This is a genomic window from Yoonia tamlensis, assembly GCF_900115105.1.
Lineage (GTDB): Bacteria > Pseudomonadota > Alphaproteobacteria > Rhodobacterales > Rhodobacteraceae > Yoonia > Yoonia tamlensis.
Window position 1 is genome coordinate 261,026 of sequence record NZ_FOYP01000002.1, and the last position, 26,107, is coordinate 287,132.

The window sequence follows — 26,107 nt, forward strand, 5'->3', positions numbered from 1 at the left end:
ACTGTAACGCAGATGATCTGCGGATACTCAAACAACAAATCGGAGCGATATTATGACAAACCTGATCAAAGCATTTGCAATCTCTACAGCAATCACAACAACAACTTTTGCGCCTATCCAAGCGCAGGCCGGCATCACAACTTTGGGTGAATGCTACGAAGCCGTGATCAATTGGTGCAACGAAACCTTCCCTGACCATGACTGCAGCCAGACAAGTGGCCTTGACGATTGTGACGAAGAATTCGGCAATGCGATTGGCGGTCTCGACATCACAGGGATCATCGCGACAAAGCGGGAAGACGAAACCTATACTTTGCGCTTTGAAGGCCCGTCAGTCCCCGAGGACGACAAAGACGAAGGCCGTGGCAGCGACGATGATGATCGTGACGACGACCGCGAACCGACACGCCGCCCAACAGTCGACCCACGCAACCCTACATCTGCACCAACACGCGGCTAAACCATTCAAACCCAATAATTATGACCACCAAAGGCTAGTTTTGCACATGTTGCAGAACTAGCCGCACACAAGGAATTCGCCAATGTTACGGAAATCCATGCTTTGCAGTTTGATCGCGCTTAGCGCGGGCGCGGCATATGCCGAAGACGGTTTGCGCTATGCGCATCTTAGCTACGACTACTCTTACTTCGATATCTAAGGCGACGACCGATCAACCGGTCGGCTGCAAGGGATCGTTGAATATACGTTTGGTCAGTTCTTGCTGACCGCCGATATTGCCAGCGTGCAATATGATGTGATGGCACCGTTTGATTTTGTGGAATACGCTGTTTCGGCGGCCTATGAAATTACCCCCGAATTCATGTTTGGCGCAGGATTTAAGGGCATTGACGGCGATGTTCCGGCTTGGGACGGCTACGAAGTCTTTGGCCAGTATCAAAACGAACAATTCGCCGTCGCGTTGAATTATACACAAGTCGACGATGATGATGCGATTACAGCACTTTACGCGGAATATGCTGTTTCGCCGGAAATTACTGTCGGGCTAGATGTCCAATCATATTCCTACCTTGATACGCTGCACACCAAACTTAGCGCGGCTTATGATGCAGGCCCAATTCATGCGCGCGGCTATTACCAAGACGGCAGTATCTGGATCGACCGCAGTCTTGTTGGTGCACGTGGCAGCTATGATATTAACGATGCGTTCCGTGTCTCCGCCGGGGCCGAAGTGCTGCTTGATAACGGTTTCGACGCCACCACCTATGCGGTCGGTGCCGGGTATCAGGTTGCCGATGGCGTCTGGTTCGACGCAAGCGCCGGACAAATCCTGACAGAGACGACAGATATCACCCGCATTCAGGCGATGATTTCTTTCGAAACAGGTGCACAAACCCGTGTCGACCAGCGCTTTTTACAGCGCAACCGCGGCGACCGTTTCGCCAGCATCGAATCTGTCTACCCGTTCTAATGCTTTGACGGGCCTGCCACTGGCGGGCCCATCAGCACAGCCGGTCCATGACGAAAAGTGGCTAGATTGTTGCCTAAATTTCCGGCCACGCCAGTTACAATGCCTTACGATCCGGCAGACCCGGTGCGGTTCACCTAGTTTACACTATAGAGTTCAGTCATGCATTCTCGGCCCCACAACCCGAACCGGCAACTCCCGATCCGCTAATTGACCACGCTTATGCGCTTTAACTCGCACTACCTTTCCATTTGCATACCGTCTTTCATGTTCGGCAACCCAGTGTTCTGTCGCCGTATTCAATCCAAATCAGGTCACGTGGAAAGTCGACTTTACGGACATAGCTTTGAATATCGGATTCTGGCCGTTCTTCCCACGGCATTCCTTGAACATCCATTCTCAGGGAATCGAGATAGTTCGCAGCATTGTGGTCGAGCATGTAGATTCTTGCTGTGGCAAGGTCGCTGAGAACGCTTTGCCAGTGCCCACGGATCTCCTCTGGAAGGACTAATTGTCCATCAGGGCCGGGCATGCTGCCGGGCTGCTCGTTTTCCAGATAGTGTCCAAATTTTAGGGCTATCGTCTTGTAAAGGATCATTGCATCTGCCCCCGTGCAACGATGCAGCCTGCGCAAAAAACGTGCGAGCGGTTCTGTATGCGTTTTGGATTGATAACTATTCAGACGGTCTGCGAGGTATTGCCCCACCACCACGCGATTCCTCGCGTTCAGGTGCTTCCGTATAGCTTCCGGTAATGGTGGCGCCACAAATCGTAGCCAACAAAGTGCAAGTATATACCTGATATAAATAGAAAAAGTGGTGAGCCGTGCTGGGTTCGAACCAGCGACCTACTGATTAAAAGTCAGTTGCTCTACCAACTGAGCTAACGGCCCACTGGGGCGCTAATTAGAAAGGTGGGGCGGTGGGGTCAACCCCCAAATGTCATCTTATCTGGAATAGTCCTGACAGTTCGCATATATGGCCCGAATGAACACGCAAAACCAAGCATATTTGCCCTTTATGAAGATGCACGGGCTGGGAAACGACTTTGTTGTCGTGGACGAACGGGGAATCACCCCGCGCGTTGACGCGGCGTTAGCAATCGCCATTGCAGACCGGCATCGCGGCGTGGGGTTTGACCAGCTCACGGTTTTGTCAAAGACACCGGATGCGGATGTGCATTTGACCTTTTGGAACAGCGATGGATCGCTTTCGGCCGCATGCGGCAACGCGACCCGCTGCATCGCGCGGTTCTTGATGGATGAAACCGGACGTGACACGCTGACCATTACCACGGATCGCGGCACGCTTTATGCGCGTGATGCGGGCGATGGGCTGACATCGGTGAATATGGGCCAGCCGCAGCTGCGTTGGGATGAAATCCCGCTATCGCACGAAATGGATACGCTTGCACTGCCGATTGATGGCGCGCCCGTGGCCACAGGGATGGGCAACCCGCATTGCACGTTTTTTGTCGAAGACGCCGAAGCGGTGGATCTGGCCGCACGTGGGGCGCAAACCGAACATCATCCGCTTTATCCGCAGCGCACCAATGTGCAGTTTGCGAGTGTCGTCGGCCCTGATCATCTGCGGATGCGGGTCTGGGAACGTGGGGTTGGGGTGACGCTCGCCTCTGGCTCTTCTTCTTGCGCGACGGCAGTTGCAGCGGCGCGGCGCGGGATTACGGGGCGCAAGGTGCAGATTGATCTGGACGGCGGCACATTACATATCGACTGGCGCGATGATGGCGTCTGGATGACCGGCCCCACGGCACATGTGTTTGACGGGCAATGGCGGCTGTAATGAACAGTGCACCGAAATTTTCCAACCACGGGTGCCGGCTGAACGCCTATGAATCCGAGGCCATGAAAGAGCTTGCCATCGCGGCGGGCGTCGAAAACGCTGTGATCGTAAACACCTGCGCCGTCACAGCCGAGGCCGTGCGCAAAGCCCGCCAAGACATCCGCAAACTGCGCCGCGATAACCCCGATGCCAAATTGATCGTCACAGGTTGTGCGGCACAAACCGAGCCCGATACCTTTGCGAACATGACCGAGGTCGATGTTGTCATCGGCAATACCGAAAAGATGAATCCGGCGACTTGGGCCAATATGGCGCCCGATCTGATCGGGCAGACCGAACCGGTGCAGGTGGACGACATTATGTCTGTGACCGAAACCGCCGGTCATCTGATTGACGGGTTTGGCACCCGCAGTCGCGCTTATGTGCAGGTCCAAAACGGCTGCGACCACCGCTGTACGTTCTGTATTATCCCCTACGGGCGTGGAAATTCGCGGTCGGTCCCTGCGGGCGTTGTTGTCGACCAGATCAAACGGCTTGTCGATCGCGGCTATAACGAAGTCGTGCTGACCGGCGTTGACCTGACAAGCTGGGGCGCTGACCTGCCCGCCGCGCCGAAACTGGGCGATCTGGTGATGCGGATTTTGAAACTTGTGCCGGATCTGCGCCGCCTGCGGATTTCATCAATTGATAGCATCGAAGTCGATGACAATCTGATGCAGGCCATAGCGACCGAACCGCGGTTAATGCCGCATTTGCACCTGTCACTGCAGCATGGCGATGATATGATCCTGAAACGGATGAAACGCCGCCACCTGCGCGATGACGCGATCAGGTTTTGCGAGGACGCGCGCAAACTACGGCCCGATATGACCTTTGGCGCGGACATTATCGCCGGATTTCCGACTGAAACCGATGCGCATTTCGAAAATTCGCTCAAACTTGTCACGGATTGCGACCTGACTTGGCTGCACGTCTTTCCCTATTCCAAACGCGAAGGCACGCCCGCCGCGAAAATCCCCACGCAGGTCAACGGCAACGTGATCAAGGCGCGCGCGGCACAGCTGCGTGCTGCTGGGGACGCCAAGGTTGCTGCGCATTTGCAGGCGCAAATCGGCGCGACCCATCACATTCTGATGGAAAACCCGCGCATGGGTCGGACCGAACAATTTGCCGAAGTCAGCTTTGCCAGTGACCAGCCTGAAAGCCAGATTGTGGCGGCAAAAATCACGGGCGTTGATGGTAACCAACTGCAGGCCCTGTGATGGAAACCCGTCCAATTCTTTGGTCATTCCGCCGCTGCCCCTATGCGATGCGTGCGCGGCTGGCGATCCAGTCCAGCCAGCAGCAAGTCACTTTGCGCGAAATCGTGTTGCGCGATAAACCTGCGCCTTTCCTTGCGGCCTCGGCCAAGGGCACCGTGCCCGTCTTGCAATTGCCGGATCGCGTGATCGACGAAAGCCGCGATATTATGATCTGGGCGCTGACCCAAAACGACCCCGAAGGCTGGCTGGATATGCCCGCCGAAGGGATGGACCTGATCACCACCTGCGAAGGGCCATTCAAAACAGCGTTGGACCATACAAAGTACGCCGTGCGTTACCCGGATCTGGACGAAGCCGAGCAACGCGAAAAGGCGATGGTATTCTTGCGGGTGCTGAACGAACGTCTTGAAAAGACGCCATATTTAATGGGCGACCACATCCGGCTTGCCGATATGGCGATCCTGCCTTTTGTGCGACAATTCGCAAATACTGACCGCGACTGGTTTGATGCGCAAGGATTGGCCCCGATCACGGCTTGGCTGGATGCATTTTTGTCCTCTGATCGCTTTGCCAGCATCATGACCAAATATGTGCCTTGGCAAGATGGGCAAGATCAGGTCTTGTTTCCGCAAATCTAAACGATAGGAATTTCGATGAAACTACTGATGTCGCCCGCGTCTCCATTTGTGCGCAAGGCCCGCGTTGTTGTGCGTGAACTCGGGCTGACCGACCGTGTCGCAGAGGTGCCAATCAGCACAAGTGCGCTGAATTCAGATCCAACGATTGTTGCCGCAAACCCGATTGGCAAAATTCCCGCGCTTGTGCGCGATGACGGGCCAGCGATCTATGATAGCCGTGTCATCACACGGTTTTTGAACGATCACGCGGGTGGCGCGCTTTATCCGCAAGCGCAAATCTGGGAACTGCTGACGCTTGAGGCCACCGCCGACGCGATCATGGAGGCCGCCGTTGCCATGACCTATGAAATCAGGCTGCGCCCCGAAAACGAACGTTCGCCCGCGTGGATCGAAGCGCAATGGGCAAAGGCCAGCCGCGGGATCAGCGCCGTGAACAAGATGTGGATGAGCCATCTGAACGGCCCGCTGAACATCGGGCAGATCGCGATTGGCTGTGCACTGTCCTATGTTGATCTGCGCCATGATGCGCGCGGCTGGCGCAATGACAATGCGGCGCTGGCCGCTTGGCACGCGGAATTCATGCAGCGCGACAGCATGATTGCCACCGCGCCGGCATAATCAGAAGTTAAAGCTGACGCCCATATTCACCGCATTGGTGAAAACATCGGTCGAAACGGTGCCGCCGGTTTCAAGATCGGCGGTGTTGGACGAATATGTGCCTTTATATTCACCGAAAACAGACCATTGGTCGTTGATCGGATAGGTCGCACCGGCAATCCAAGTCGCCGCAGGCCCTGTCAACTGATAGCCGAATGTTTCAGACGCGCCATTCGTGACCTCAACATGTGGAATGGCAAAGCCAATGCCGCCGCCAACGTATGGTGTAATTTTGCCAAATGCGCCGTTCCAGCGGTGGTAGGCGTTGACTGTCAGCGTGTTCAGCCCGTCCGTAAATTCAAGCACATCATAGCCAGAAGGCAATTCGCCGTCTTGCGGGTAGATTTTGTTATGCGCAAAATCGAGCCCGAAACCAAAGCTGTCATTACGCCAATGGGTGGCGCGAATGCCGTAATAGATCGGCGCCGAAGATGAACGCCCTTCCCATGCGATGATGAAATCATCGTTTCCGATCACGCCGTCACGCACCGAAACATCTGACGGAGGCGCCGATTGCGCACCGCCATAAAAGCTCAGCTCGACCTGTGCGGCGGCGACGGCGGGTGTCAAAACGATCAGGGCGAATGGCGCAAGCGCACGTAACATCAGATTTTCCTAGACAAGAGTAATGGCAGAGTTGTCTGCGGGTAAAATGCCCTATTTAGTCTAACAAGTCACCATTAACCGAGTCTTAAACCTTCAAAGTGATTTGTGGCCGCCACGACACAAATAACACCGTGAATCCGCGGTCATCACCGTGTCTTGGGTGCATAGCAACAAAAGTCGGGAAATTCGGTGCTGCTTTTTCCCAAAATGACGGCAATGTGATTCTTGTGTCGCGGTTCACGAAATCTTTGCCGTTTCGCAACAATAAGCGCCACAATAGCGCCTGCGCCTTATTGTCCGCTGGACGGATCATGTTTTCATGGATAAACAGCGCCGGAATGGGCTAAATTTCTTACAGCCCGTCTTTCCCGTGGGCGTTCTGCCCAACCAAAGAATCGGAGATGCAAGCCGTGTCACATGCAGACGATCATCAGGGCACACGCCGCGACTTTATTTACTATGCAACAGCCGGAGCCGGTGTCGTTGCAACAGGTGCAGCGGTGTGGCCACTGGTCAACCAAATGAACCCTTCAGCTGACGTTCTGGCGCTTGCGTCAATTCGCGTTGATATCAGCGCAATCGCGCCAGGCACACAATTGACTGTGCTTTGGCAAGGTAAGCCCGTTTTCATCCGGTCACGTACCGAAGATGAAATCGCCGCTGCCCGCGCTGTCGACGTATCAGAACTGCCCGACCAAGGCGCTGAAAACGAAAACCTTCTGGGTGATGCCGATGCATCCGACGAAAACCGCGCCCTGTCCGAAGACGGCACATGGCTGGTCCAGATGGGCGTTTGCACGCACCTTGGCTGTGTGCCATTGGGTGAAGCTGGCGAATTCGGTGGTTGGTTCTGCCCATGCCACGGGTCGCACTACGATACATCCGGTCGTATCCGCAAAGGTCCTGCACCGCGCAACCTTCTCGTCCCTGTTGCGTCTTTCGTAGACGAAACAACAATTCAACTCGGTTAAGGAGCGCGCACCATGTCTGGTATTCCCCACGACCATTACGAACCCAAGACTGGCATCGAAAAATGGCTGCACACACGCCTGCCGATTGTCGGGCTTGTCTATGACACCCTCATGCTGCCCACGCCGAAGAACCTGAACTGGATGTGGATCTGGGGCATTGTTCTGGCGTTTACGCTGGTTTTGCAAATCGCAACCGGCATCGTGCTGGTCATGCACTACACCCCGCATGTTGATCTGGCGTTTGCGTCGGTTGAACACATCATGCGTGATGTCAACGGCGGTCATATGATCCGCTATTTCCACGCCAACGGCGCGTCGCTTTTCTTTGTTGCGGTTTATCTGCACATGTTCCGCGGTCTTTACTACGGTTCATACAAGGCACCACGCGAAGTCACATGGATCATCGGCATGCTGATGTATCTTGTGATGATGGGCACCGCATTTATGGGTTACGTTTTGCCTTGGGGCCAGATGTCGTTCCACGGGACAGCCGTTATCACAGGCCTGTTTGGCGCGATCCCGTTCATCGGTGATGCAATCCAGACATGGTTGCTGGGCGCATCTGCGGTTGGCCAGCCTGCGCTGAACCGCTTCTTCTCATTGCACTATCTGCTGCCATTTGTGCTGCTGGGTCTGACCATCGTGCACGTTTGGGCATTCCACACCACTGGCAATAACAACCCCACAGGTGTTGAAGTCCGCCGGACCAGCAAAGAAGACGCGGCAAAAGATACGCTGCCATTCTGGCCATATTTCGTGATCAAAGACCTGTTCGCGCTGGCTGTTGTTCTGGCCGTGTTCATGGCGATTGTTGGGTTCATGCCAAACTATCTTGGCCACCCTGACAACTACGTGCCTGCGAACCCGCTGGCGACACCTTCGCACATTGTGCCTGAATGGTACTTCTTGCCATTCTACGCGATTCTGCGGGCATTCACCGCGGACGTATGGATCGTGCAACTGGTGAACTTTGTCAGCTTCGGCATCATCGACGCCAAGTTCTTTGGGGTTCTGGCCATGTTTGGCGCGATCGCTGTGATGGCGCTGGCACCTTGGCTGGATACATCATCTGTGCGTTCAGGCCGCTACCGCCCGATGTTCAAATGGTGGTTTGCGCTGCTGGCATTCGACTTCATCGTATTGATGTGGGTCGGCGCGATGCCAACAGACGGCATCTACCCATACATCTCTTTGATCGCTGCGACCTACTGGTTCGGTTACTTCCTTGTTCTGCTGCCACTTCTTGGCGTGATCGAGAAACCACTGCCACAGCCCGCAACCATCGAAGACGACTTTAACGCGCACTACGCGCCGAAAGCCGGGGCTGATGCCTCTGCGAAATCGGCCGAGTGAGAAAGGACCAATGAATATGTTCCGTAAACTCACACTGACCGCTGCAACAGCGCTTGCCCTGACAACAGGGCAGGCGATCGCCGAAAGCGAAACGCATATCGAAGATTTCGATTTCTCGTTCGAAGGCCCGTTTGGCAGCTATGATCAGATGCAGCTTCAGCGCGGTCTGCAAATCTACACCGAGAATTGTTCGTCTTGTCACGGGCTTGAATATGTCGCGTTCCGCACATTGCATGACGAAGGCGGCCCTGCGCTTCCCGAAGATCAAATGCGCGCCTACGCGGAATTCTACGAAATCTATGATCCGGCGATTGATGACTACCGTTTGGCAACGCCCGCAGATAAATTCCCTGCGGTCACAGCGGCAGGCGCACCCGATCTGTCACTGATGGCAAAATCGCGCGCCGGTTTCCACGGTCCGTTGGGTTCAGGTCTGAACCAGCTGTTCAAAGGCATGGGCGGCGCTGAATATATCGCCTCTATCCTGACCGGCTATGAAGAAACGCCGGAATGTGCGCCAGAAGATTTCGACGGTTACTACAACGTGGCATTTGCCGCCGGTGGTTTCCCCGAAGAATGCATTGACGACCACGGCCACCACATGGTGCCCGGCAGCTGGATCGGCATGCCGCAGCCGCTTTGGGGTGATGATGTGGAATTCGCCGATGGCCATTCCACTGACATCCACCACGAAGCCCAAGACATTGCGGCCTTCCTGATGTGGACAGCCGAGCCAAAGATGATGGACCGCAAACATGCGGGTCTTGCCGGGGTGATCCTGCTGATCATGCTGTCAGTTTTGCTGTACCTCACAAACAAACGTCTGTGGGCGCCGCACAAGCACAAAGACTGATCTGATCCGTCACCGAATTAAAAAAGGCCCGCCAATTTGGTGGGCCTTTTTCGTAGGGTGGATCTTGATCCACCTCACTTGCCAAGATAGCGGGCCAAGGCGGGCGGGGGGTTTTCAAACAACGCGCGTGTCGCAACGGGTGCCGCCACAGTCCCATCCGCAACAACTGCCACCGCATCTGCGATCCGTTTGGCATCAGCGGGGTCGTGGGTGACCATGATCACCGTGCGCCCCTGATCCGCAAGACGTTGTTGCACAAGGTCAAGCATCTCGTCCTTCAGCCGCGGCCCTAGCGCCGCAAACGGCTCGTCCAGCAACACCAATGGCCGATCCGCCAAAAGCACCCGCGCCAATGCCGCGCGGCTTTGTTGTCCACCCGAAAGTGCTGCGGGCTTGCGTGCGCCCATGCCCGCAAGACCGACGCTGTCCAGCACGGCTGCAACCTGCGCCCTTTGATCAGCGGTCAGACGCAGCCCCGACCGCAACCCGAGCCCGACATTTTGCGTAATGGTCAGATGCGGAAACAGGTTGTTGTCTTGAAAAAGGATGCTGATCGGTCGTTCAGCCGGCGACAGCGCCGAAATATCTTGTGCCGCCCAGATCACACGGCCCTTTGCCGGCACCAGAAATCCGGCAATGGCCGCCAAAAACGTCGATTTTCCAGCACCAGAGGGCCCAATCAGCGCAGTGATCCGTCCCGCAGCAAACCCAAGCTCAGCCGCAAGCGAAAAATCATCATAACGCAGCTGCAATTTTTCACATCTTAGCATCGCCGCCCCCAATAGTCGCATATCCAGAAAATCAGCAGGCTTAGCCCCAATAGGACCACCGCAGCGCCTGCCGCGGCCTCCATCCGGTAGGCACCCATCAGGCGGTACATCGCAAGCGGTAGCGTTTCTTCGGACTGCCCCGCAAAAAGCGTGATCACGCCCAGATCACCCATCGACAAGGCCGCACAAAGTCCCGCACCAAAGCCGAGCGGGCGCCGGATGCGTGGCAAAACAACGATCCGCAGCCAACCCCAGCCCGTCAGCCCGACAGAGGCACCAAGAGGCCCGAAATCCGCCTGCACTGCCGCAATTGCCGGCGCAATCGCGCGCAGCACAAAGGGCAGGGCAAGCGTTGCATTTACCAACAGCGTCACCAGAAGCGCCACGTCGCTTGGGCTGGTGAACGGGTAGACGATCAAAAATGCACCTGTCCCCACAACCAGCCCCGATGCGGCAAGTGGCAGCACACCAATCACCGCGACAACGCGCCCACCCCAAAGCCCGAGGCTGACCGCCATCGTGCAACAAAGCATCGCAGATCCCACTGCAACACAAATCGACCGCAGCGCCGCGGCCCAAACGCTGCTTGGCAATTGTGAAAGACCGGGCAATCCCCGCAAAACAACCATGCCAAGAGGGATCACAAGAAACAGCGCCGCCAATGTAATAACAAGGTAATCCAAGACAGGGCGGCGCATATCCCACCGTGCGACCGTGCGATCAAATCCGGCGCCCATCGCGTCGGTGCCGGTGACTTGCCACGCGATCACGGCAGCCACGGCGCACAGGCCAAACTGGATACAGGCCAGCATCGCCGCCCGCCCAAGGTCAAAATCAAACCGTAACGCCTGATAAATCGCCAATTCAACCGTCGTGCTTTTCGGGCCGCCGCCCAATGTCAGCGCGACAGCAAAGCTGGTCAGGCAGATCAGGAAAATCACCAAGAACGTGCTGGGCACGACAGCGCGGAGCATCGGGATTTCAAGAATTTTGCCAATCGGCGCGTTCAAACTGGCCGCCAATCGGAACCGTTCCGCTGGAATCGCAAGCCAGCCTTGCAAGATGAACCGCACCGCCAAAGGCAGGTTAAAAAACACATGCGCCAGAATGACGCCGTGGAAGCCGTAGATCGAAACAGGCTCTAACCCCGCCCAAACCAGCCCATTGTTGAGAATTCCGTTGCGACCAAAAACTGCGATCAGCCCGACAATTGCAACGATCACAGGCAATAGGAATGGTGCACCCAACAAGGTAATCAACGCTTGCCGCCCTCGGAACCGTCGCCGTGCCAAGGCCCGTGCAACCGGAATCGCAAGCACAACGCTAATCAATGCGGATAGAAAGGCTTGGGTCAAAGTAAACCGGATCGCGGCCCAATCAGCAACACCCAATCCCGTCGCAAACTCCGCCCGCAGCGCGACCGCTGCGAGCGTGCCAAGCGTCAACACTAGCACCAGCGTCCCCGCAAGGACGCCGGGCCAGCGTGGGCTTATTGTGATAGCGCGGTGCGCCATTCTTCCAATGCTTCAGCACGGATCGCGGCTGCTTCTTCAGGGGATTTCAGCAGTGACACCGTTGGCGTCATGAGCGTTTCAAACCCGTCTGGCAAACCATCCGCCGGAGTAACCGCAGGGTACATCCAGTTTGTTGTCGGAATGATGGATTGGAACCCTTCACCAACCATAAATGCCAGAAACTGGTCGGCCAGTTCGGGCTGGTCGGTTGACGCCACTTTGCCGGCCACTTCGACCTGCATGTAATGCCCTTCGTCAAAGCCCCAAGCCACTTTGCTTGCGTCCTCTTCGGCGATCAGGTGATAGGCGGGCGAGGTTGTATAGGACAGCACCGCGTCGGCTTCGCCATCAAGGAACATGCCATAGGCTTCGGACCAGCCAGGTGTCACGGTGACGATATTATCGGCCAGTGCGGCCCATAGATCAGCGGCCTCATCGGGGTAGGCGGTTTTCACCCATAGCAACAGGCCCAAACCGGGGGTGGATGACCGCGGATCCTGGATCACGATTTTCAAATCGCTGTCGGCAAGATCACGCAACGAACTGGCTGAAGGCGCATCCGCATTGCCAACAAAGGCAAAATAGCCCCAGTCAAACGGCAGGAATTCAGCGTCATCCCATGCGATCGGCAGATCAAGTTCAGCGGTCACACCATGCGGCGCAAACAGGCCGGTTTCGCGTGCAGCCGCCGTCAGGTTGGTATCAAGCCCCAAAACCACGTCAAATTCGGTCCGCGGTCCTTCAAGCTGAAGCCGCGCCAAAAGGGCGGCACCGTCGCCGTTACCCACAAATTGCAGATCACAGGCGCATTCGGCTTCGAATGCTGTTTCAATAGCGGGACCGGGGCCCCAATCGCTGACAAAGCTGTCGTATGTCAGAACTTGCAGTACCGGGGTCTCGGCCCATGCGCTTGTGGCACATAGGGCAAGTCCCGCGACAACTGGCAGATAGATCGGTTTTTGCATCGTATCCTCCAAATGCGACGGGCGGATTGGGGGATAGCGCGATTGCCATACCTTCCCTCCGCCGGTCTTAACCGGTTCAGGTTCAACGGGTCCGCTTGCGCATCTCAGCCGATATGGCCCCCCGAGGTAGGGGCTGCATACGCCCAGTCGGGCAGAATGAAAAGAGCCGATAATATTCGCCGTACCAGCACAACAGAGCGATCTACCCAAGCCTTCGGGTCGGAGACCGATCATATGCCTGTTTTTTGGTCTATCAGAATGAAAACAGGCGCTTCACCGCAACAGTCGGCAGCTTTGTAGCGCTTTAAACATTAACGACTTGTTGGCTGGATACACCCGACTAAACTAGCACTGGTATACAACACAGTTTTAATTAATCAGTATTGAAAGGTTCATCATGAACACTCTCTCACTCATCGCAGCAACAGCAATTGTGTCGTTGGCATCCACTGCAAGTGCGCAATCATTCGGTGGCATCACACATGAAGGCAGCACAATTAGTCTGGCCTACAGCTTCCACAATGACGATGAAGGCGATCCGTATAGCGAAAACTATACAAAGCATCTAACGGCAACCTCTCGTTATGCGCTTGGCTCTAATCTTGGGGTGGCGGTCACCTTTGGCTACGTCAGCGAAACATGGGAAGACGAGTATTATAGCAGACGGCATGTGCTGGACCTGAACCCGTACTATAGCTTTGGAAACGGATCGGTCGGCGCATATTATACAGTTATTTCGCACCACAATACCGATGACGGATCGCTGAACGACACGCAATTCGGTATCACAGCCGACTATGCAGCAAACGGTTTTGGCGTAGAGTTCTACGCTGGCGCCTATATGGAAGACGGTTATTTCAACGAAGATACGGTTGGGATCGCCGGAAGCTATGAAATCAACGACGCCACGCAAGTGTTCATTTCTCATCGTCGCGACATTGATACCGATGGCGATTGGACGGGTATGTTGTCGCTTGGTGGAACCTATGACCTACAGATGGCCCCTGTCAGCATCACAGGCGAGCTTACCAAATATGGTCACAACGATGTTTCGTTTGGTGATTCAGAATGGAACCAGATTACAATTGCTGCATCATACAACTTTGGTGCCGGAGCACAGTCCATTTTCCGCGGCCTGCGCGCTGAGGACTTCTTTTATAACTAAGACAGCATAGTCGATCTAGACAATTGGGCCCGCGAATTGCCGCGGGCCTTTTGCTATTGGCGCCTCGCAATCAGCCGCAACCAAGATTGAACAAATCTCTCCCATCCTGTAATCCGGTGCCAATCAATGGGGCGCGCATATGTCGATGAATAGTTTTGGTCACCTTTTCCGGTTTACGACTTGGGGCGAAAGCCACGGGCCTGCGTTGGGGGCTACGGTTGACGGCTGCCCGCCCGGCGTTCCGATTGACGCGGCGATGTTGCAGCAATGGCTGGATAAACGCCGCCCCGGTTTGAATAAAAATACCACCCAGCGGAATGAACCGGATGCGGTTGAGATCTTGTCAGGTGTGTTTGAAGGTAAATCAACCGGCACGCCGATCCAGTTGATGATCCGCAACACCGATCAGCGCTCAAAGGATTATGGCGATATTGCCAATACGTTCCGTCCGGGCCACGCTGACATTACCTACCACCAGAAATACGGCATCCGCGATTATCGCGGCGGCGGGCGGTCATCTGCCCGTGAAACGGCGGCACGGGTTGCAGCAGGCGGCGTAGCGCGCGAGGCGATCAAAGCCATTGCGCCGAATGTGCAGATCAAAGGCTATATGACCCAGATGGGCGCCAAGCAAATTGATCGTGCCAATATGGATTGGGACCAGATCGACCAGAACGATTTTTTCTGCCCCGATGCAAATGCCGCTGCCGAATGGAATGACTATCTGGCATGGCTGCGCAAGGATGATCACAACTCGGTCGGGGCCATCATCGAGGTCGTCGCGCGCGGTGTGCCCGCAGGCATCGGCGCACCGGTTTATGCCAAGTTAGACACTGATTTGGCCGCTGCGATGATGTCGATCAATGCGGTCAAAGGCGTGGAAATCGGCGAAGGCATGGCAGCCGCGGCCCTGACAGGTCGCGAGAATGCGGACGAGATTTTTATGGGACCAAACGGGCCGGAGTATAGTTCAAACCATGCGGGCGGTATCCTTGGCGGGATCAGCACAGGTCAGGACATTGTCGTGCGTTTTGCTGTCAAACCGACATCATCCATCCTCAGCCCGCGTAAATCCATCCGCATGGATGGCACCCCGATGGAGGTCATCACCAAAGGCCGCCACGATCCCTGCGTCGGCATCCGTGCCGTCCCTGTCGGCGAGGCGATGATGGCCTGCGTTATTCTGGATCACCTGTTGCTGGATCGCGGACAAACTGGCGGTGTCCGCGGAAAAATCGGGTAGGGTGGATTTTAATCCACCTTACTGCTTAGACAATTGTACCGCCAAAATGCCGCCCGCGATGATGCCGACACCGATCACATCAAGCGCACCTATTGCCTCGCCCAACAGTGCCGCCGCGATTGCGACCCCTAAAAACGGGTTCAAAAAGTGGAATGTCGATGCTTTGACCGCGCCAATCCGGCCGACAAGCGTGAACCAGACCCATGTCGCCGCAAGCCCCGGGATCAGGGTCGTATAGGCAAAGGCAACGATCAGCTGCCAATTCCACGTAATATTCAGATCTTCTAGCAAAATCGCGGGACCCGCCAATATCGTGGCCCCCACCAGCATCTGAAGCCCGACAATCATCAAGACGTTCCCGCCCGATGCCGCGCCCATCACCGCCAGCGTCGCAACCGTTAGCGATGCCACCCCGATGATACAAAGGATCAGACCAAAGGGGTCGACGCCGCCCTGCAGACGTGCGCCCATAATCAACGTCACACCAATCACACCCGCGACCAATCCAGCCAGCCCGAGAGGCTTGACCTTTGTGCCAAACACACCCCAGCCGACAAGCGCGACAAGCAACGGCATTGTCGACGCAATAATCGCGGCCAATGACGCGGGCACGGTCTGCATCGCTACAAAATTCAGACCCAGGTAAAGCGCGTTTTGGCAAAGCCCGAAGACCACCACACCCATCCATTGCCGGCGGCTTAGCCTTGCGGACTGACCAAGCGCGAAAGCAATGCAAATACCAATAAGGCCGGACACAAAGAACCGTAGCGACAATGCGCTTAGCGGCGGTGCGTATTCAACGATCACCCGTGCAGAGGTAAACGCCGAGGACCACATTGCCGCAAAGGCCAGCCCCATGAGAATTGCTTTGATATCCATGGCGCGACGTTTGCCGAACCCGCAAAAAACGTCAATGCGGGTTGCGATTTATATTGTACCGATACGATTTGCGATGCGCACAACAAAAAGGGCCGCCACTGGGGCGACCCTTTCGTCATCGTCGGACAAACCGGATGATTAGCCGTTCACGCTGTCTTTCAACGCTTTGGCGATTGTCATTTTGACAACCTTGTCGGCTTCTTTTTTGATCTGTTCACCTGTGGCAGGGTTACGGACCATACGCTCTGGGCGTTCACGGCAATAGATTTTGCCCACACCTGGAAGCGTGACAGCACCGCCGCCGGAAACTTCTTTGGTGATGATGCCAGTCACGGCGTCAAGCGCAGCACCGGCTGCTTTTTTGTCTGTGCCAAGTTCGTCGGCAAGCGCAGCAACAAGTTGCGCCTTTGTTAGTGGTTTAGTCGCCATTTTCTGGTCTCCCTTAATTGCCCGCCCTATGGGGCCTCTACCCGCGCATTTAACGGTATGTTGTGGCACACCACAACGATTAGTGTGCACTTTCAAGTTAAAATAGCGGGAAATCGCTCTATTTTTCGCCTTTATAGGAACGCGGTCTCTTCAAAACTGCGTAATTTGCGGCTGTGGATGCGTTCAAGCGGCATTTCGCGCAGCCGTTCCATCGCCCGAATACCGATCATAAGATGCGCGGCAACCTGTGTTTTATAGAACCCCGATGCCATTCCAGGCAGTTTTAGTTCGCCATGCAACGGCTTGTCGCTGACGCAAAGCAACGTTCCATAGGGCACACGGAACCGGAATCCGTTGGCGGCGATTGTCGCGCTTTCCATATCAAGCGCCACCGCCCGCGACTGCGAAAGCCGCTGGACCGGACCGGATTGATCACGCAATTCCCAGTTCCGGTTGTCAATTGTGGCCACCGTCCCTGTCCGCATGATCCGCTTGAGCTCATAGCCCTCAAGCTCTGTCACGTCAGCCACGGCAGTTTCCAGCGCAATCTGGATTTCGGCAAGCGCCGGAATTGGCACCCAGACGGGCAGGTCATCATCCAGCACGTGATCTTCGCGCAGATAGGCATGGGCCAGAACAAAATCGCCCAAGCGTTGCGAATTGCGCAAGCCCGCGCAATGCCCCACCATCAGCCATGCATGCGGGCGCAGCACTGCGATATGATCGGTCGCGGTCTTGGCGTTCGACGGGCCAACCCCGATATTGACCAAAGTAATCCCGCCACCGTTCTTGCGCTTTAGATGATAGGTCGGCATCTGCGGCAGCTTGGCAGGCACTGGAATGACCGCATCAGCATCCGTAATTTCCACGTTTCCGGTGCTGACAAAACTCGTGTATCCGCTGTCAGGATCCGCCAGCATCTTGCGCGCGTAGCTTTCGAATTCTTCGACATAGAATTGGTAGTTGGTAAACAGCACGTGGTTCTGGAAATGCTCGGCCGCGGTGGCGGTATAATGCGACAGGCGGGCAAGCGAATAATCAATACGTTGTGCGGTAAACGGCGCAAGTGGACGGGCACCATCGGGATAGGCAAAGCCTTCGCCATTGACGATTGCGTCATGCGTATTGGACAGGTCCGGCACATCAAAATTGTCGCGCAGATTGAAATCAAGCGTGCCATCCTGCGGGACGGTCAGGCTTGGGTCATTGGCAACGGCAAAATGCACGGGCATCACTGTGTCAGACGGCCCGATGATCACTGGCACCCCGTGGCTGTTCAGCAAAAGCTGGATTTGCTGTTCCAGATAGGCGGCAAACAAATCCGGACGGGTAACTGTCGTCGCATAGGTGCCCGGTTCCGCGACATGCCCGAATGACAGCCGGTTGTCCATTTTGGCATGGGTTGTCGTGGTCAGCCGGATTTCGGGATAAAAGGCGCGCGCGCGCGTTTCCGGTTGGCCGTTATCCATTGCCTCTTGAAACCGTTCCGCCAAGAAACTAGCCGCCGTTTCATAAAGCGCACAAAGCCGTGCAACCGCTGCCTTTGCGTCAGTAAACGCCTCGTGGCCGTGCACATCGGGTGTCCGGATCGTGACCTGCATTGGTTCGTTCATAGGTCGTCCTCAAATAATTCTGTCAGTTCAAACTTTTCAACATCCACGAGCCCCAGATCAGAAATCCGCAACGAAGGGATGACAACCAGCGCCAAAAGCGAATGCTGCATATATGCATTGTTGAGCGTGCAACCGCATTCCGTCATCGCGGCGACCATTTCATCGGCCTTGGCGGCGACTTGGGCCGCAGGTTGATCCGACATAAGCCCCGCGATGGGCAATTCAACCAGCGCCAGTTCCTTGCCGTCTTTCCAGATTGTGACACCACCGCCGACTTCGCCCAACCGGTTAGCCGCAGCGGCCATATTCGCGCGGTCCGTGCCGACAACGATCATATGGTGGCTATCATGCGCCACGGTCGATGCCATCGCCATTTTTCCGTTATATCCAAAGCCCGAAACAAAGGCGTTCACCACCTTGCCCGTGCCCTGATGCCGTTCAACCAGTGCAATTTGATAGGTATCGCCCACACCTTCGACCAACCCGTCAACCACGGGAAGTTCTGCGGTCAGCGCTTCGGTCGGGGCTTGGTTTTCGACCACGCCGATCACCTTGACCTTGACGCTGTTTTTGCCTGCGGGGGCGGGAATCGCGAAATCGGCATCGCCCAGCGCCTTGCCCATGTTCACCGTTTGGCGGGCGTCCGCTGGCCAGTCGTAATGCGGGCATTCAACGGTGATTTTGCCGTCCTTCGCGACGGTTTTCCCGCGCGCAATGACGTGTTCAATCGGCAAGGTCACGATGTCCGAGGTCAGGATCACATCCGCCCGCCGCCCCGGCGCGATGGACCCCAATTCGCGTTCCAGCCCGAAATGGGTGGCGGTATTGATCGTTGCCATTTGCAGCGCAATCAACGGATCACAGCCGCATTCAATCGCATGGCGCACAACGCGGTTCATATGGCCGTCATTCACCAACGTGCCTGAATGGCAATCATCGGTACACAGGATAAAATTACGCGGATCAAGCCCGCGTTCGGTAATCGCGGTGATCTGGCTTTCGACATCATACCAAGCCGAACCAAGCCGCATCATTGATTTCATGCCCAGCCGGACACGCGCAATTGCATCGGCTTCGGCTGTGCCTTCATGATCATCCGCAGCACCACCCGCGACATAGGCCGCAAAAGCATTGCCTTTGTCGGGGCTGGCATAATGGCCACCCACGGTTTTGCCCGCATTCATCGTCGCGGCCATTTCGGCCAGCATCTGCGGATCGCCGTTGATTACGCCAGGGAAATTCATCATCTCGCCCAAGCCAATGATGCCGGGCCATGACATTGCCTCGGCCACATCTTCTGCGGAAATTTCGAAGCCGGTCGTTTCCAACCCGGGGGCAGAAGGGGCGCAGGACGGCATTTGCGTGTAGATATTGACCGGCTGCATCAGGGCTTCGTCATGCATCATGCGCACACCGCGCAGGCCCAGAACATTGGCGATCTCATGTGGGTCGGTGAACATGGTTGTGGTGCCATGCGGAATCACGGCAGCGGCAAATTCGGCGGGGGTCAGCATACCGCTTTCGATATGCATATGCCCGTCGCAAAGGCCGGGAATCAAATAGCGACCCTTGGCATCAATGATTTGTGTCTCAGGGCCAATGCAGTGGCTGGCGTCAGGGCCGACATAGGCAAAGCGTCCGCCAGAAATCGCCACCTGCCAGCCATCCAGAACCTCGCGGGATTGGACATTGACCAGCTTGCCGCCAGAAATAACAAGATCGGCATGCGCGCGCCCTGCGGCCACGGCAACCAAACGGGGGGCCAATTCAGCCCAAGATTTGATGTGATGTTCCATCCCCAATGGTTTCACCGATTTTGTGCGGATTCAAGAGGGGATGATTTTTGAAAATGCAAACAGGCCGCAATGGAAACCCAGCGCGGCCCGTGAATAATTACAGCCTACTCGGCACCAAATGTCGCCAAGAACGCATAGATATCAGCGGCTTCTTGCGGGTCGCGCACCTGATAGGCCATCTTGCCGCGTGCGCGGTTGTCGCCTGTGGCTTCGCGTAGATAGGCGGTTGGGTTTTGTACGAATGCGACGAATGATTCTTCGTCCCATGTTGCACCGGTTCCGCCCAGCGCGACGATAGCATCGCCATAGCGAAAGTCTTCCATGGTTCCCAAAACGCGGCCTTCAATGCCGTAAAGATTTGGACCCGTGCGGGCCGAACGACCGGCAAGCACCTCTCCGGAGTCGTTGCGCACAACATGACATGCCACGCACTGGCGATTAAATTGCTCTTCACCAACTGCAGCATTGCCCTCGGCAAATACAGGCGTCGCAAATGCGGCCAGACCTGCTGCGATTGTAATGACTTTCATGATCGTTTTCCTTTTCGATCTGATCAATGACTGTTTGCCCCAGTCGCTTGCAAATATAATGCGCCGATCAGCCCAAACCAACCCCAAAGACAATTACAATACGCCGTGATGCATCAAAAGTTCACTATTATTGGCACCACGCCACCGGGCGTGGCACCTTGTCGCGCGAAATCATTGCGCAGTCACCTTGCAAGACAGGGTGCGCCTGTCTTTCTTGACAGGTTCGCAATCACTGGTCTTTTGGAAACGGTCGTCGCGCACCCAATAGTCGGGTGCATCCCAGCGCGCGTTGCGCGTTGCGGTCATGAAGCTGCGCGAAAGTATTGATAGCATGACTTTTCCTTTCTAATTGCTGATGCTGAACAAATATTATGATTGCAGCGTTATCGCGACTCTGTATTATTTCCATTATGTTAGCTGAACTTTCATATGAGCTGGCGTGATGTCCCATCACTTGCCGCGTTGCGCGCCTTTGATGCGGCCGCGCGGGCGGGGTCGTTTTCGCAGGCTGCGCGTGAATTGAACGTCACCCATGCTGCCATTGCACAGCATGTGCGCGCAGTTGAGGCCGATCTTGGCATGTCGCTGCTTGTGCGGCAGGGGCGCGGCGTGGTGCTGACCGAAAACGGCGCGCGGCTGGCTGATTCCCTTGCAGACGGATTCGGGCAAATCATCGCCGGTGTAAAAGCGGTGCGTGCCGATGTTGGCAGCCGCCCGCTTTCGATCACGGCCACCCATAATTTTGCCGAAAGCTGGCTAATGCCGCGCATAGGCAAGTTCTGGGCAAAGCACCCTGAAATCGCGCTTTCTATCGTTCCCAGCAACAAACTGATTGATCTGCGCAAAGACGGTTATGACGTTGGCATCCGCTATGGCGATGGCAATTGGCCGGGGCTTGAGACCACCCATTTGCTTGCGGCGGATTATACCGTCGTTGCGGCACCGGGTGTTGTCGATGCTGACAAGATCGCCCAATCGGGCGCGACATGGTTTTTTGAAGACACACATCAGGAATCGCAGCGTTGGGTGCGTGCCGCGGGGCTGATCGGGCCGACACAAAAGACTGTGACCGTTTCGACATTGGGCATGGCATTGTCGGCGGTACGCGCGGGCAGCGGGCTTACCATCGCGGCCAGCGCATTGCTGAGCGACGATATCCGCGACGGGCGATTGGTGGCATTGTCGCAAACCCGCCCGGCGGGGCTTGGCTATTACATCATCCACCCGCCCGGTGTGCTGCCGGATCGGGTCAAGATATTCAAGAAATGGCTGTTGGCCGCGCTTTAGCGCGGGCTGCGCTTGGCAAGTATCCGTTGCAATGTCCGGCGGTGCATCGAAAGCCTGCGGGCCGTTTCGGATACGTTACGATCACAAAGCTCGTAGACGCGCTGGATATGTTCCCAACGGACGCGGTCTGCGCTCATCGGGTTTTCTGGGGGTGGCGGCAGTTCGGCACCACGCGCCAAAAGCGCATTGGTCACGTCATTTGCATCCGCAGGCTTGGCCAGATAATCGGTCGCCCCGATTTTCACGGCCGCCACCGCGGTCGCAATTGCACCATAACCGGTTAGCACAACAATCCGGCTTTCGGGGCGTTTCGCACGCAGCAATTCGACCACATCCAAACCATTTCCGTCTTCAAGGCGCAGATCTACCACTGCATAGGCGGGCGGGCGGGCATTTGCGATTGCCTTGCCTTGGGCAACAGATTCAGCCGTTTCAACGGCAAATCCCCGCTTTTCCATTGCCTTTGCCAACCGACGCAAAAATGCCTCGTCATCATCAACAAGAAGAAGGCTCTTATCGTCGCCCAGATCCAATGGCTCGGTCATTATCGTGCATCCCTCGTAAACTTGGCCCAAGTGTAAGTTTATGCAGCGCATCGTCAACCTGTGATGAAACATGCTGTCACCGCTGCGACATGTTCTGCACTGTCATCACGGCCAAAACGCGCCACCACGCCGGTTTCCGGCTTCACAAAATAGGTCGATGTCGCATGCGCGACCAGATAGAAATCCGGATCGCCACCTGCTTCTTTTTCGTAAAATGCCCCATAGGCCTGCGATACAGCAGCAATTTGTTCATGCGAGCCGGTCAACCCGATCATCTTGGGATGAAAGTTGCCAACATAGCCGTGCAAAACATCAACCGTATCGCGATCAGGATCGATGGATACAAAAACCGGAGTCGCGCTGATGCCCTGGTCGGCCAGAATATCTACGGCCGTGGCGTTGCGTGCATTATCAATCGGGCAGACATCCGGGCAAAAGGTGTACCCAAAGTAGATCAAGCTTGGTTCACTGAAGACATCGCGGTCGGTCACGATCGCACCGGCATCATTGCGCAGCGTGAACGGCCCGCCAATATCGCCACCAACCACGGGGCCACAGGCCGGCGCGGGGACAAGCTGCGTGAATGCAAATGTGCCACCGATGACGGCCGCCAGCGTGCCACCCGCAACCGCAGCAACCAATCTGGACATCGCGTTTCCTTTCCGTAATCGCACATTGATCCCCCATGCGGCGCTGCTTATCAATGATCTACCTTGCCTTACGGGATCGCCGCCAATGTCTGTTTCAGATTTTCGCCTGTTTCAACAACAGCAACGCAGCAACTGGATACGGCTGCGGACCCTGACATCTTTGCGCTGGGTTGCAACGATGGGGCAGGTCGCCGCAATTATGGTCGCAAGCCTTGTCTACGGCGTTCAAATCCATCTTGGGCTTGCCGCTGCAATCATCGGCGTGTCGGTGCTTGCCAATCTTGTGGCCACAGTCGGCTATCCGGAAAATACACGGCTGTCCGAACGTGGCGCGTCGCTATGGCTGGTGTTTGACCTCATACAACTGGGGCTTTTGCTTGGGATTGCGGGCGGGCTGAACAACCCGTTTGCGATGCTGATGCTTGCACCAGTCACGATTGCAGCCACTGTTTTACATCTGAATACAACCGTTTTGCTGGGGCTGACGGCCATCGCGATTATCACCACAATCAGCCAGCTACACATGCCGATTGTGATGTTTGACGGCTCTGAACTGCTATTGCCGATCATATTTCAATTTGGGTTCTGGGCATCGATTGTAATCGGAATCGTGTTTTTGTCCGTATACGCGCGTCAGGTCACAACCGAAATGCACGCCATGCGCGAGGCCTTGGGCGCTACCCAACTGGCACTTGCGCGCGAACAAAAGCTGACAGATTTGGGTGGGGTTGTCGCGGCGGCGGCACACGAACTGGGCACGCCCTTGGCAACGATCAAACTTGTCGCGAGCGAAATGAAAGAAGAGCTGGGCGATCACCCCGATTTATATGAAGATGCGACCCTTATCGGGCAACAGGCCGACCGTTGCCGCGATATCCTGCATTCGATGGGACGGGCCGGCAAAGACGATCTGCTCATACGCCACGCTCCGATCGAAGCCATCCTGCGCGAGGCCGCAGAGCCGCATATGGAACGCGGCAAACATGTGCAGTTTCAAATCGACCCATCGCAGGACCAGCCGACAATCGCGCGGCGGCCCGAAATCATCCACGGGCTTCGCAATCTTATTCAAAATGCGGTCGATTTTGCACAAACAGAGGTGCGCGTCGACGTAACGTGGACCGACGTTGCGCTAAATGTGCGCATAGCCGATGACGGGCCGGGATTTCCCGGATCTGTTATCGGGCGGATCGGCGACCCCTATGTGCGGCGCCGGCGAAACAACGACGACAGCGCGCGCCCCGGCTATAAGGGTATGGGGCTGGGGCTGTTTATCGCCAAGACGCTTTTGGAACGTTCGGGCGCACAGCTGACATTCGCCAACAGCCGCAGGGCGGGTCTGGGCGAAGGCGGTGCGGTGATTGATGTCGCTTGGGCGCGCGATGCGCTGCCCAACAGCGGCGATCGGGACAGTGCTCCTTTGGGCGAAAACCAGCAAAACAGCCCCGAAACCTAGAGCCGGCGCTTGGCTTAACCAGCTATTAACCTCGATTGGCGAAGCTGGTCTCCGGCTAATACTGAGGGCGCTGGCATATGTTAATCGGCTACTACCAACTTGCATTTATCGGCTTTGGCGCGGCGCTTTGCCTTGTGCTTGCTTTCATCGCGTGGCGGACCATGCGACAATCGCGGCAATTGATCGAACACCTTGAAACCGCCAGCAAAGACAGGGCAGTTTTTCTGTTTCAAAACAGTTCATTAATTGACGCCACGCCGCAGGCCTCTGCGCTACTATCGAATGGTGCAAGCGGGGTATCAGAACTGGAATCGCTGGTGCAACTGCTTGGTCCACATGTGCCAAACCTGCGCCACGTGCTTGAAAACCCACCCGCAACCAAAACCCGAATCGACGGGGTCAGCGCAGATTCGATCTGGGTCGAAATCTGTGAAACAGGCGGGCGCACGCGGATTACTGTCAACGGCGCGGCGGGTCTGGGCGAACCAACAACAATCGCCCAAGACGTGCGCCTGTCCGAACTTGCAATGTTGCGCGACCTTACCCAACACAGCCCGCAATTGATCTGGCAAGAAGCCCCCGACGGGCGGCTGATCTGGGCCAATCAGACCTATCTGGCCTTTGCGGACGGCCTTATGCCAACCGATGATCAGGCCCCCAAAACATGGCCCAGTACGTCGATTTTTCCAGCGCTACATGAAACGCTTGGCACGGGCGGGGCCGATGCGCGGCGGCTTTCGGTCAAGCGTGATAACCCGTCAGCGGAATATTGGTTTGACGTAAAAAGCACAGCATTTGGCGGCGGGTTTTTGTATTACGCCAGCGACGCAAACGGCATTGTCCAAGCTGAACACGAAAGGCAGAATTTCAAGCAAACGCTCGGGAAAACATTTGCAGAATTGTCCTGTGGGCTTGCGGTATTCGACAAAAGCCGCCGACTGACCACATTTAACCCTGCGCTTTTGGATCTGACGGGCATGCCGTTCGAATTCCTCAGCAACCGCCCGTCACTTGATACTGTTCTGGACCGTCTGCGCGAACAACGGATGCTGCCGGAACCCAAGAACTATACGTCATGGCGCGCGCAATTCAGCGCCGTCGAGGAGGCCGCAAAAAACGGCAGTTACCGCGAAATCTGGGCATTACCGGACGGGCAAACCTTTCGCGTCACAGGACGCCCGCACCCCGATGGTGCCTTTGCCTTTATGTTCGAAGACATCAGCGCCGAGGTTTCACTTGAACGACGTTTTCGCGCAGATATCGAAACCAGTCAGGCGGTTCTGGATTCGATGCCTGATGCCATAGCGGTTTTTTCCGCGGCAGGCACATTATTGATTTCAAACCAAGCCTACACAAACCTGTGGCAGACAAATCCGTCCGTTTACCATGAACAACGGATGCTTCAGACCGAAATAAGGGTCTGGAAAAACCACGCAACCAATGCGCAAATCTGGGCGCGCATACGTAATTTTGTGCATCAAACCGGCCCGAGAGACGCATTTTCTGACACGACTTTTCTTGATGATGGCCGCGAACTGCAATGCCACGCCAATGCGATCGCCGCCGGTAAAACGCTGATCCGGTTCACCACAACCGCCATGGTTAAGCCTGTCATCCAGAAATTGATGATGCATGATCCCGCAATCAGGGCTGGAAAACGCTGATTTGACCTTGCGGACGCGGCCTCAGGCAATAA

The 26,107-nt window shown here is 55.9% G+C and carries 27 protein-coding genes, 1 tRNA gene and 1 riboswitch; of the genes, 14 read left to right on the forward strand and 14 right to left on the reverse strand.

Features of this window, described 5'->3' with window-relative positions; all coding sequences use genetic code 11:
• Positions 1-52: 52 nt before the first annotated feature.
• Both BM320_RS13135 and BM320_RS13140 read left to right on the forward strand, forming a co-directional pair.
• The gene (locus BM320_RS13135) at positions 53-460 is read left to right on the forward strand and encodes a hypothetical protein (RefSeq protein WP_090201023.1); all 408 of its coding nucleotides are present in this window, start codon (positions 53-55) and stop codon (positions 458-460) included.
• A 259-nt stretch (positions 461-719) separates the two neighbouring features.
• On the forward strand, positions 720-1,430 hold the full coding sequence (locus BM320_RS13140; RefSeq protein ID WP_090201026.1) for a porin: 711 nt from the start codon (positions 720-722) through the stop codon (positions 1,428-1,430).
• Between the two features lie 262 nt (positions 1,431-1,692).
• Here BM320_RS13140 and BM320_RS13145 read toward each other — a convergent pair whose 3' ends face one another.
• Positions 1,693-2,025 (reverse strand): hypothetical protein, encoded by a 333-nt coding sequence (locus BM320_RS13145; RefSeq protein ID WP_090201028.1) that lies wholly within the window; start codon positions 2,023-2,025, stop codon positions 1,693-1,695.
• Between the two features lie 218 nt (positions 2,026-2,243).
• Positions 2,244-2,319: transfer RNA gene (locus BM320_RS13150), tRNA-Lys, on the reverse strand.
• Between the two features lie 85 nt (positions 2,320-2,404).
• Here BM320_RS13150 and dapF point away from each other — a divergent pair.
• The 4 genes from dapF to BM320_RS13170 are packed head-to-tail and all read left to right on the forward strand — an operon-like array spanning position 2,405 to position 5,747.
• Positions 2,405-3,229 carry a diaminopimelate epimerase gene (gene dapF / locus BM320_RS13155; protein ID WP_375342074.1) on the forward strand — a complete coding sequence of 275 codons (825 nt, stop codon included), beginning with the start codon at positions 2,405-2,407 and terminating at the stop codon, positions 3,227-3,229.
• Positions 3,229-4,491 carry a tRNA (N(6)-L-threonylcarbamoyladenosine(37)-C(2))-methylthiotransferase MtaB gene (gene mtaB / locus BM320_RS13160; protein ID WP_090201031.1) on the forward strand — a complete coding sequence of 421 codons (1,263 nt, stop codon included), beginning with the start codon at positions 3,229-3,231 and terminating at the stop codon, positions 4,489-4,491. The genes dapF and mtaB overlap by 1 nt, the downstream gene beginning before the upstream one ends.
• A complete protein-coding gene (locus tag BM320_RS13165) occupies positions 4,491-5,129 on the forward strand; it encodes a glutathione S-transferase (protein WP_090201032.1) in 639 nt (212 codons plus the stop codon). The genes mtaB and BM320_RS13165 overlap by 1 nt, the downstream gene beginning before the upstream one ends.
• 15 nt (positions 5,130-5,144) lie before the next feature.
• Positions 5,145-5,747, forward strand: coding sequence for a glutathione S-transferase (locus tag BM320_RS13170; protein ID WP_090201033.1), 603 nt, complete (start codon positions 5,145-5,147; stop codon positions 5,745-5,747).
• Here BM320_RS13170 and BM320_RS13175 read toward each other — a convergent pair whose 3' ends face one another.
• Positions 5,748-6,392 (reverse strand): outer membrane protein, encoded by a 645-nt coding sequence (locus BM320_RS13175; protein ID WP_090201035.1) that lies wholly within the window; start codon positions 6,390-6,392, stop codon positions 5,748-5,750. It abuts the gene before it with no gap.
• A gap of 410 nt (positions 6,393-6,802) precedes the next feature.
• Between BM320_RS13175 and petA the strand changes: the two genes are divergently transcribed.
• From petA to BM320_RS13195, 3 genes are read left to right on the forward strand one after another with little or no spacing between them, the layout of a single operon-like run.
• Positions 6,803-7,363 carry a ubiquinol-cytochrome c reductase iron-sulfur subunit gene (gene petA / locus BM320_RS13185; protein WP_090201556.1) on the forward strand — a complete coding sequence of 187 codons (561 nt, stop codon included), beginning with the start codon at positions 6,803-6,805 and terminating at the stop codon, positions 7,361-7,363.
• Positions 7,364-7,375: 12 nt separating this feature from the next.
• Positions 7,376-8,716, forward strand: coding sequence for a cytochrome b (gene petB / locus BM320_RS13190; protein ID WP_090201038.1), 1,341 nt, complete (start codon positions 7,376-7,378; stop codon positions 8,714-8,716).
• A gap of 10 nt (positions 8,717-8,726) precedes the next feature.
• Entirely contained in the window at positions 8,727-9,569 is an 843-nt protein-coding gene (locus BM320_RS13195; RefSeq protein WP_090201040.1) for a cytochrome c1, read from the forward strand.
• Positions 9,570-9,643: 74 nt separating this feature from the next.
• On the opposite strand, the gene BM320_RS13200 is transcribed toward BM320_RS13195, so the two are convergent.
• The 3 genes from BM320_RS13200 to thiB are packed head-to-tail and all read right to left on the reverse strand — an operon-like array spanning position 9,644 to position 12,818.
• The gene (locus BM320_RS13200) at positions 9,644-10,339 is read right to left on the reverse strand and encodes a thiamine ABC transporter ATP-binding protein (protein ID WP_090201041.1); all 696 of its coding nucleotides are present in this window, start codon (positions 10,337-10,339) and stop codon (positions 9,644-9,646) included.
• Positions 10,333-11,853, reverse strand: coding sequence for an ABC transporter permease family protein (locus BM320_RS13205; RefSeq protein ID WP_090201043.1), 1,521 nt, complete (start codon positions 11,851-11,853; stop codon positions 10,333-10,335). Before BM320_RS13205 ends, BM320_RS13200 begins: the two co-directional genes overlap by 7 nt.
• Positions 11,829-12,818, reverse strand: coding sequence for a thiamine ABC transporter substrate binding subunit (thiB, locus tag BM320_RS13210; protein ID WP_090201044.1), 990 nt, complete (start codon positions 12,816-12,818; stop codon positions 11,829-11,831). Before thiB ends, BM320_RS13205 begins: the two co-directional genes overlap by 25 nt.
• A gap of 36 nt (positions 12,819-12,854) precedes the next feature.
• Positions 12,855-12,952: riboswitch (TPP riboswitch) on the reverse strand.
• Positions 12,953-13,215: 263 nt separating this feature from the next.
• Here thiB and BM320_RS13215 point away from each other — a divergent pair.
• Complete coding sequence (locus tag BM320_RS13215; protein WP_090201046.1) at positions 13,216-13,983, forward strand: porin family protein; 768 nt, start codon at positions 13,216-13,218, stop codon at positions 13,981-13,983.
• 139 nt (positions 13,984-14,122) lie between these two features.
• The gene (aroC, locus tag BM320_RS13220; RefSeq protein WP_090201048.1) at positions 14,123-15,226 is read left to right on the forward strand and encodes a chorismate synthase; all 1,104 of its coding nucleotides are present in this window, start codon (positions 14,123-14,125) and stop codon (positions 15,224-15,226) included.
• 18 nt (positions 15,227-15,244) lie between these two features.
• Here aroC and BM320_RS13225 read toward each other — a convergent pair whose 3' ends face one another.
• The 6 genes from BM320_RS13225 to BM320_RS16440 all read right to left on the reverse strand — a co-directional run bounded on the left by BM320_RS13225 (position 15,245) and on the right by BM320_RS16440 (position 20,806).
• Positions 15,245-16,105 carry a DMT family transporter gene (locus BM320_RS13225; RefSeq protein WP_090201049.1) on the reverse strand — a complete coding sequence of 287 codons (861 nt, stop codon included), beginning with the start codon at positions 16,103-16,105 and terminating at the stop codon, positions 15,245-15,247.
• Between the two features lie 138 nt (positions 16,106-16,243).
• Positions 16,244-16,534, reverse strand: coding sequence for an HU family DNA-binding protein (locus BM320_RS13230; protein WP_090201051.1), 291 nt, complete (start codon positions 16,532-16,534; stop codon positions 16,244-16,246).
• Between the two features lie 131 nt (positions 16,535-16,665).
• Entirely contained in the window at positions 16,666-18,147 is a 1,482-nt protein-coding gene (locus BM320_RS13235; protein ID WP_090201053.1) for an AMP nucleosidase, read from the reverse strand.
• A complete protein-coding gene (ade, locus tag BM320_RS13240; RefSeq protein WP_090201055.1) occupies positions 18,144-19,943 on the reverse strand; it encodes an adenine deaminase in 1,800 nt (599 codons plus the stop codon). Before ade ends, BM320_RS13235 begins: the two co-directional genes overlap by 4 nt.
• Before the next feature lie 104 nt (positions 19,944-20,047).
• Positions 20,048-20,473, reverse strand: a complete 426-nt coding sequence (locus tag BM320_RS13245; protein WP_090201057.1) for a c-type cytochrome — start codon at positions 20,471-20,473, stop codon at positions 20,048-20,050.
• A gap of 171 nt (positions 20,474-20,644) precedes the next feature.
• Positions 20,645-20,806: a hypothetical protein gene (locus BM320_RS16440; RefSeq protein WP_165615058.1), complete on the reverse strand. Its 162-nt coding sequence runs from the start codon at positions 20,804-20,806 to the stop codon at positions 20,645-20,647.
• A 96-nt stretch (positions 20,807-20,902) separates the two neighbouring features.
• On the opposite strand from BM320_RS16440, the gene BM320_RS13250 reads away from it, so the two are divergent.
• Entirely contained in the window at positions 20,903-21,760 is an 858-nt protein-coding gene (locus BM320_RS13250) for a LysR family transcriptional regulator (RefSeq protein ID WP_090201059.1), read from the forward strand.
• On the opposite strand, the gene BM320_RS13255 is transcribed toward BM320_RS13250, so the two are convergent.
• Positions 21,757-22,305, reverse strand: coding sequence for an ActR/PrrA/RegA family redox response regulator transcription factor (locus BM320_RS13255; protein WP_090201061.1), 549 nt, complete (start codon positions 22,303-22,305; stop codon positions 21,757-21,759). The genes BM320_RS13250 and BM320_RS13255 overlap by 4 nt on opposite strands.
• Positions 22,306-22,358: 53 nt before the next feature.
• Positions 22,359-22,955, reverse strand: a complete 597-nt coding sequence (locus BM320_RS13260) for an SCO family protein (protein WP_090201063.1) — start codon at positions 22,953-22,955, stop codon at positions 22,359-22,361.
• Between the two features lie 85 nt (positions 22,956-23,040).
• On the opposite strand from BM320_RS13260, the gene regB reads away from it, so the two are divergent.
• Both regB and BM320_RS13270 read left to right on the forward strand, forming a co-directional pair.
• Complete coding sequence (gene regB, locus BM320_RS13265; protein WP_090201557.1) at positions 23,041-24,411, forward strand: sensor histidine kinase RegB; 1,371 nt, start codon at positions 23,041-23,043, stop codon at positions 24,409-24,411.
• A 77-nt stretch (positions 24,412-24,488) separates the two neighbouring features.
• On the forward strand, positions 24,489-26,075 hold the full coding sequence (locus BM320_RS13270; RefSeq protein ID WP_090201065.1) for a PAS-domain containing protein: 1,587 nt from the start codon (positions 24,489-24,491) through the stop codon (positions 26,073-26,075).
• The last annotated feature ends 32 nt before the right edge of the window (positions 26,076-26,107 follow it).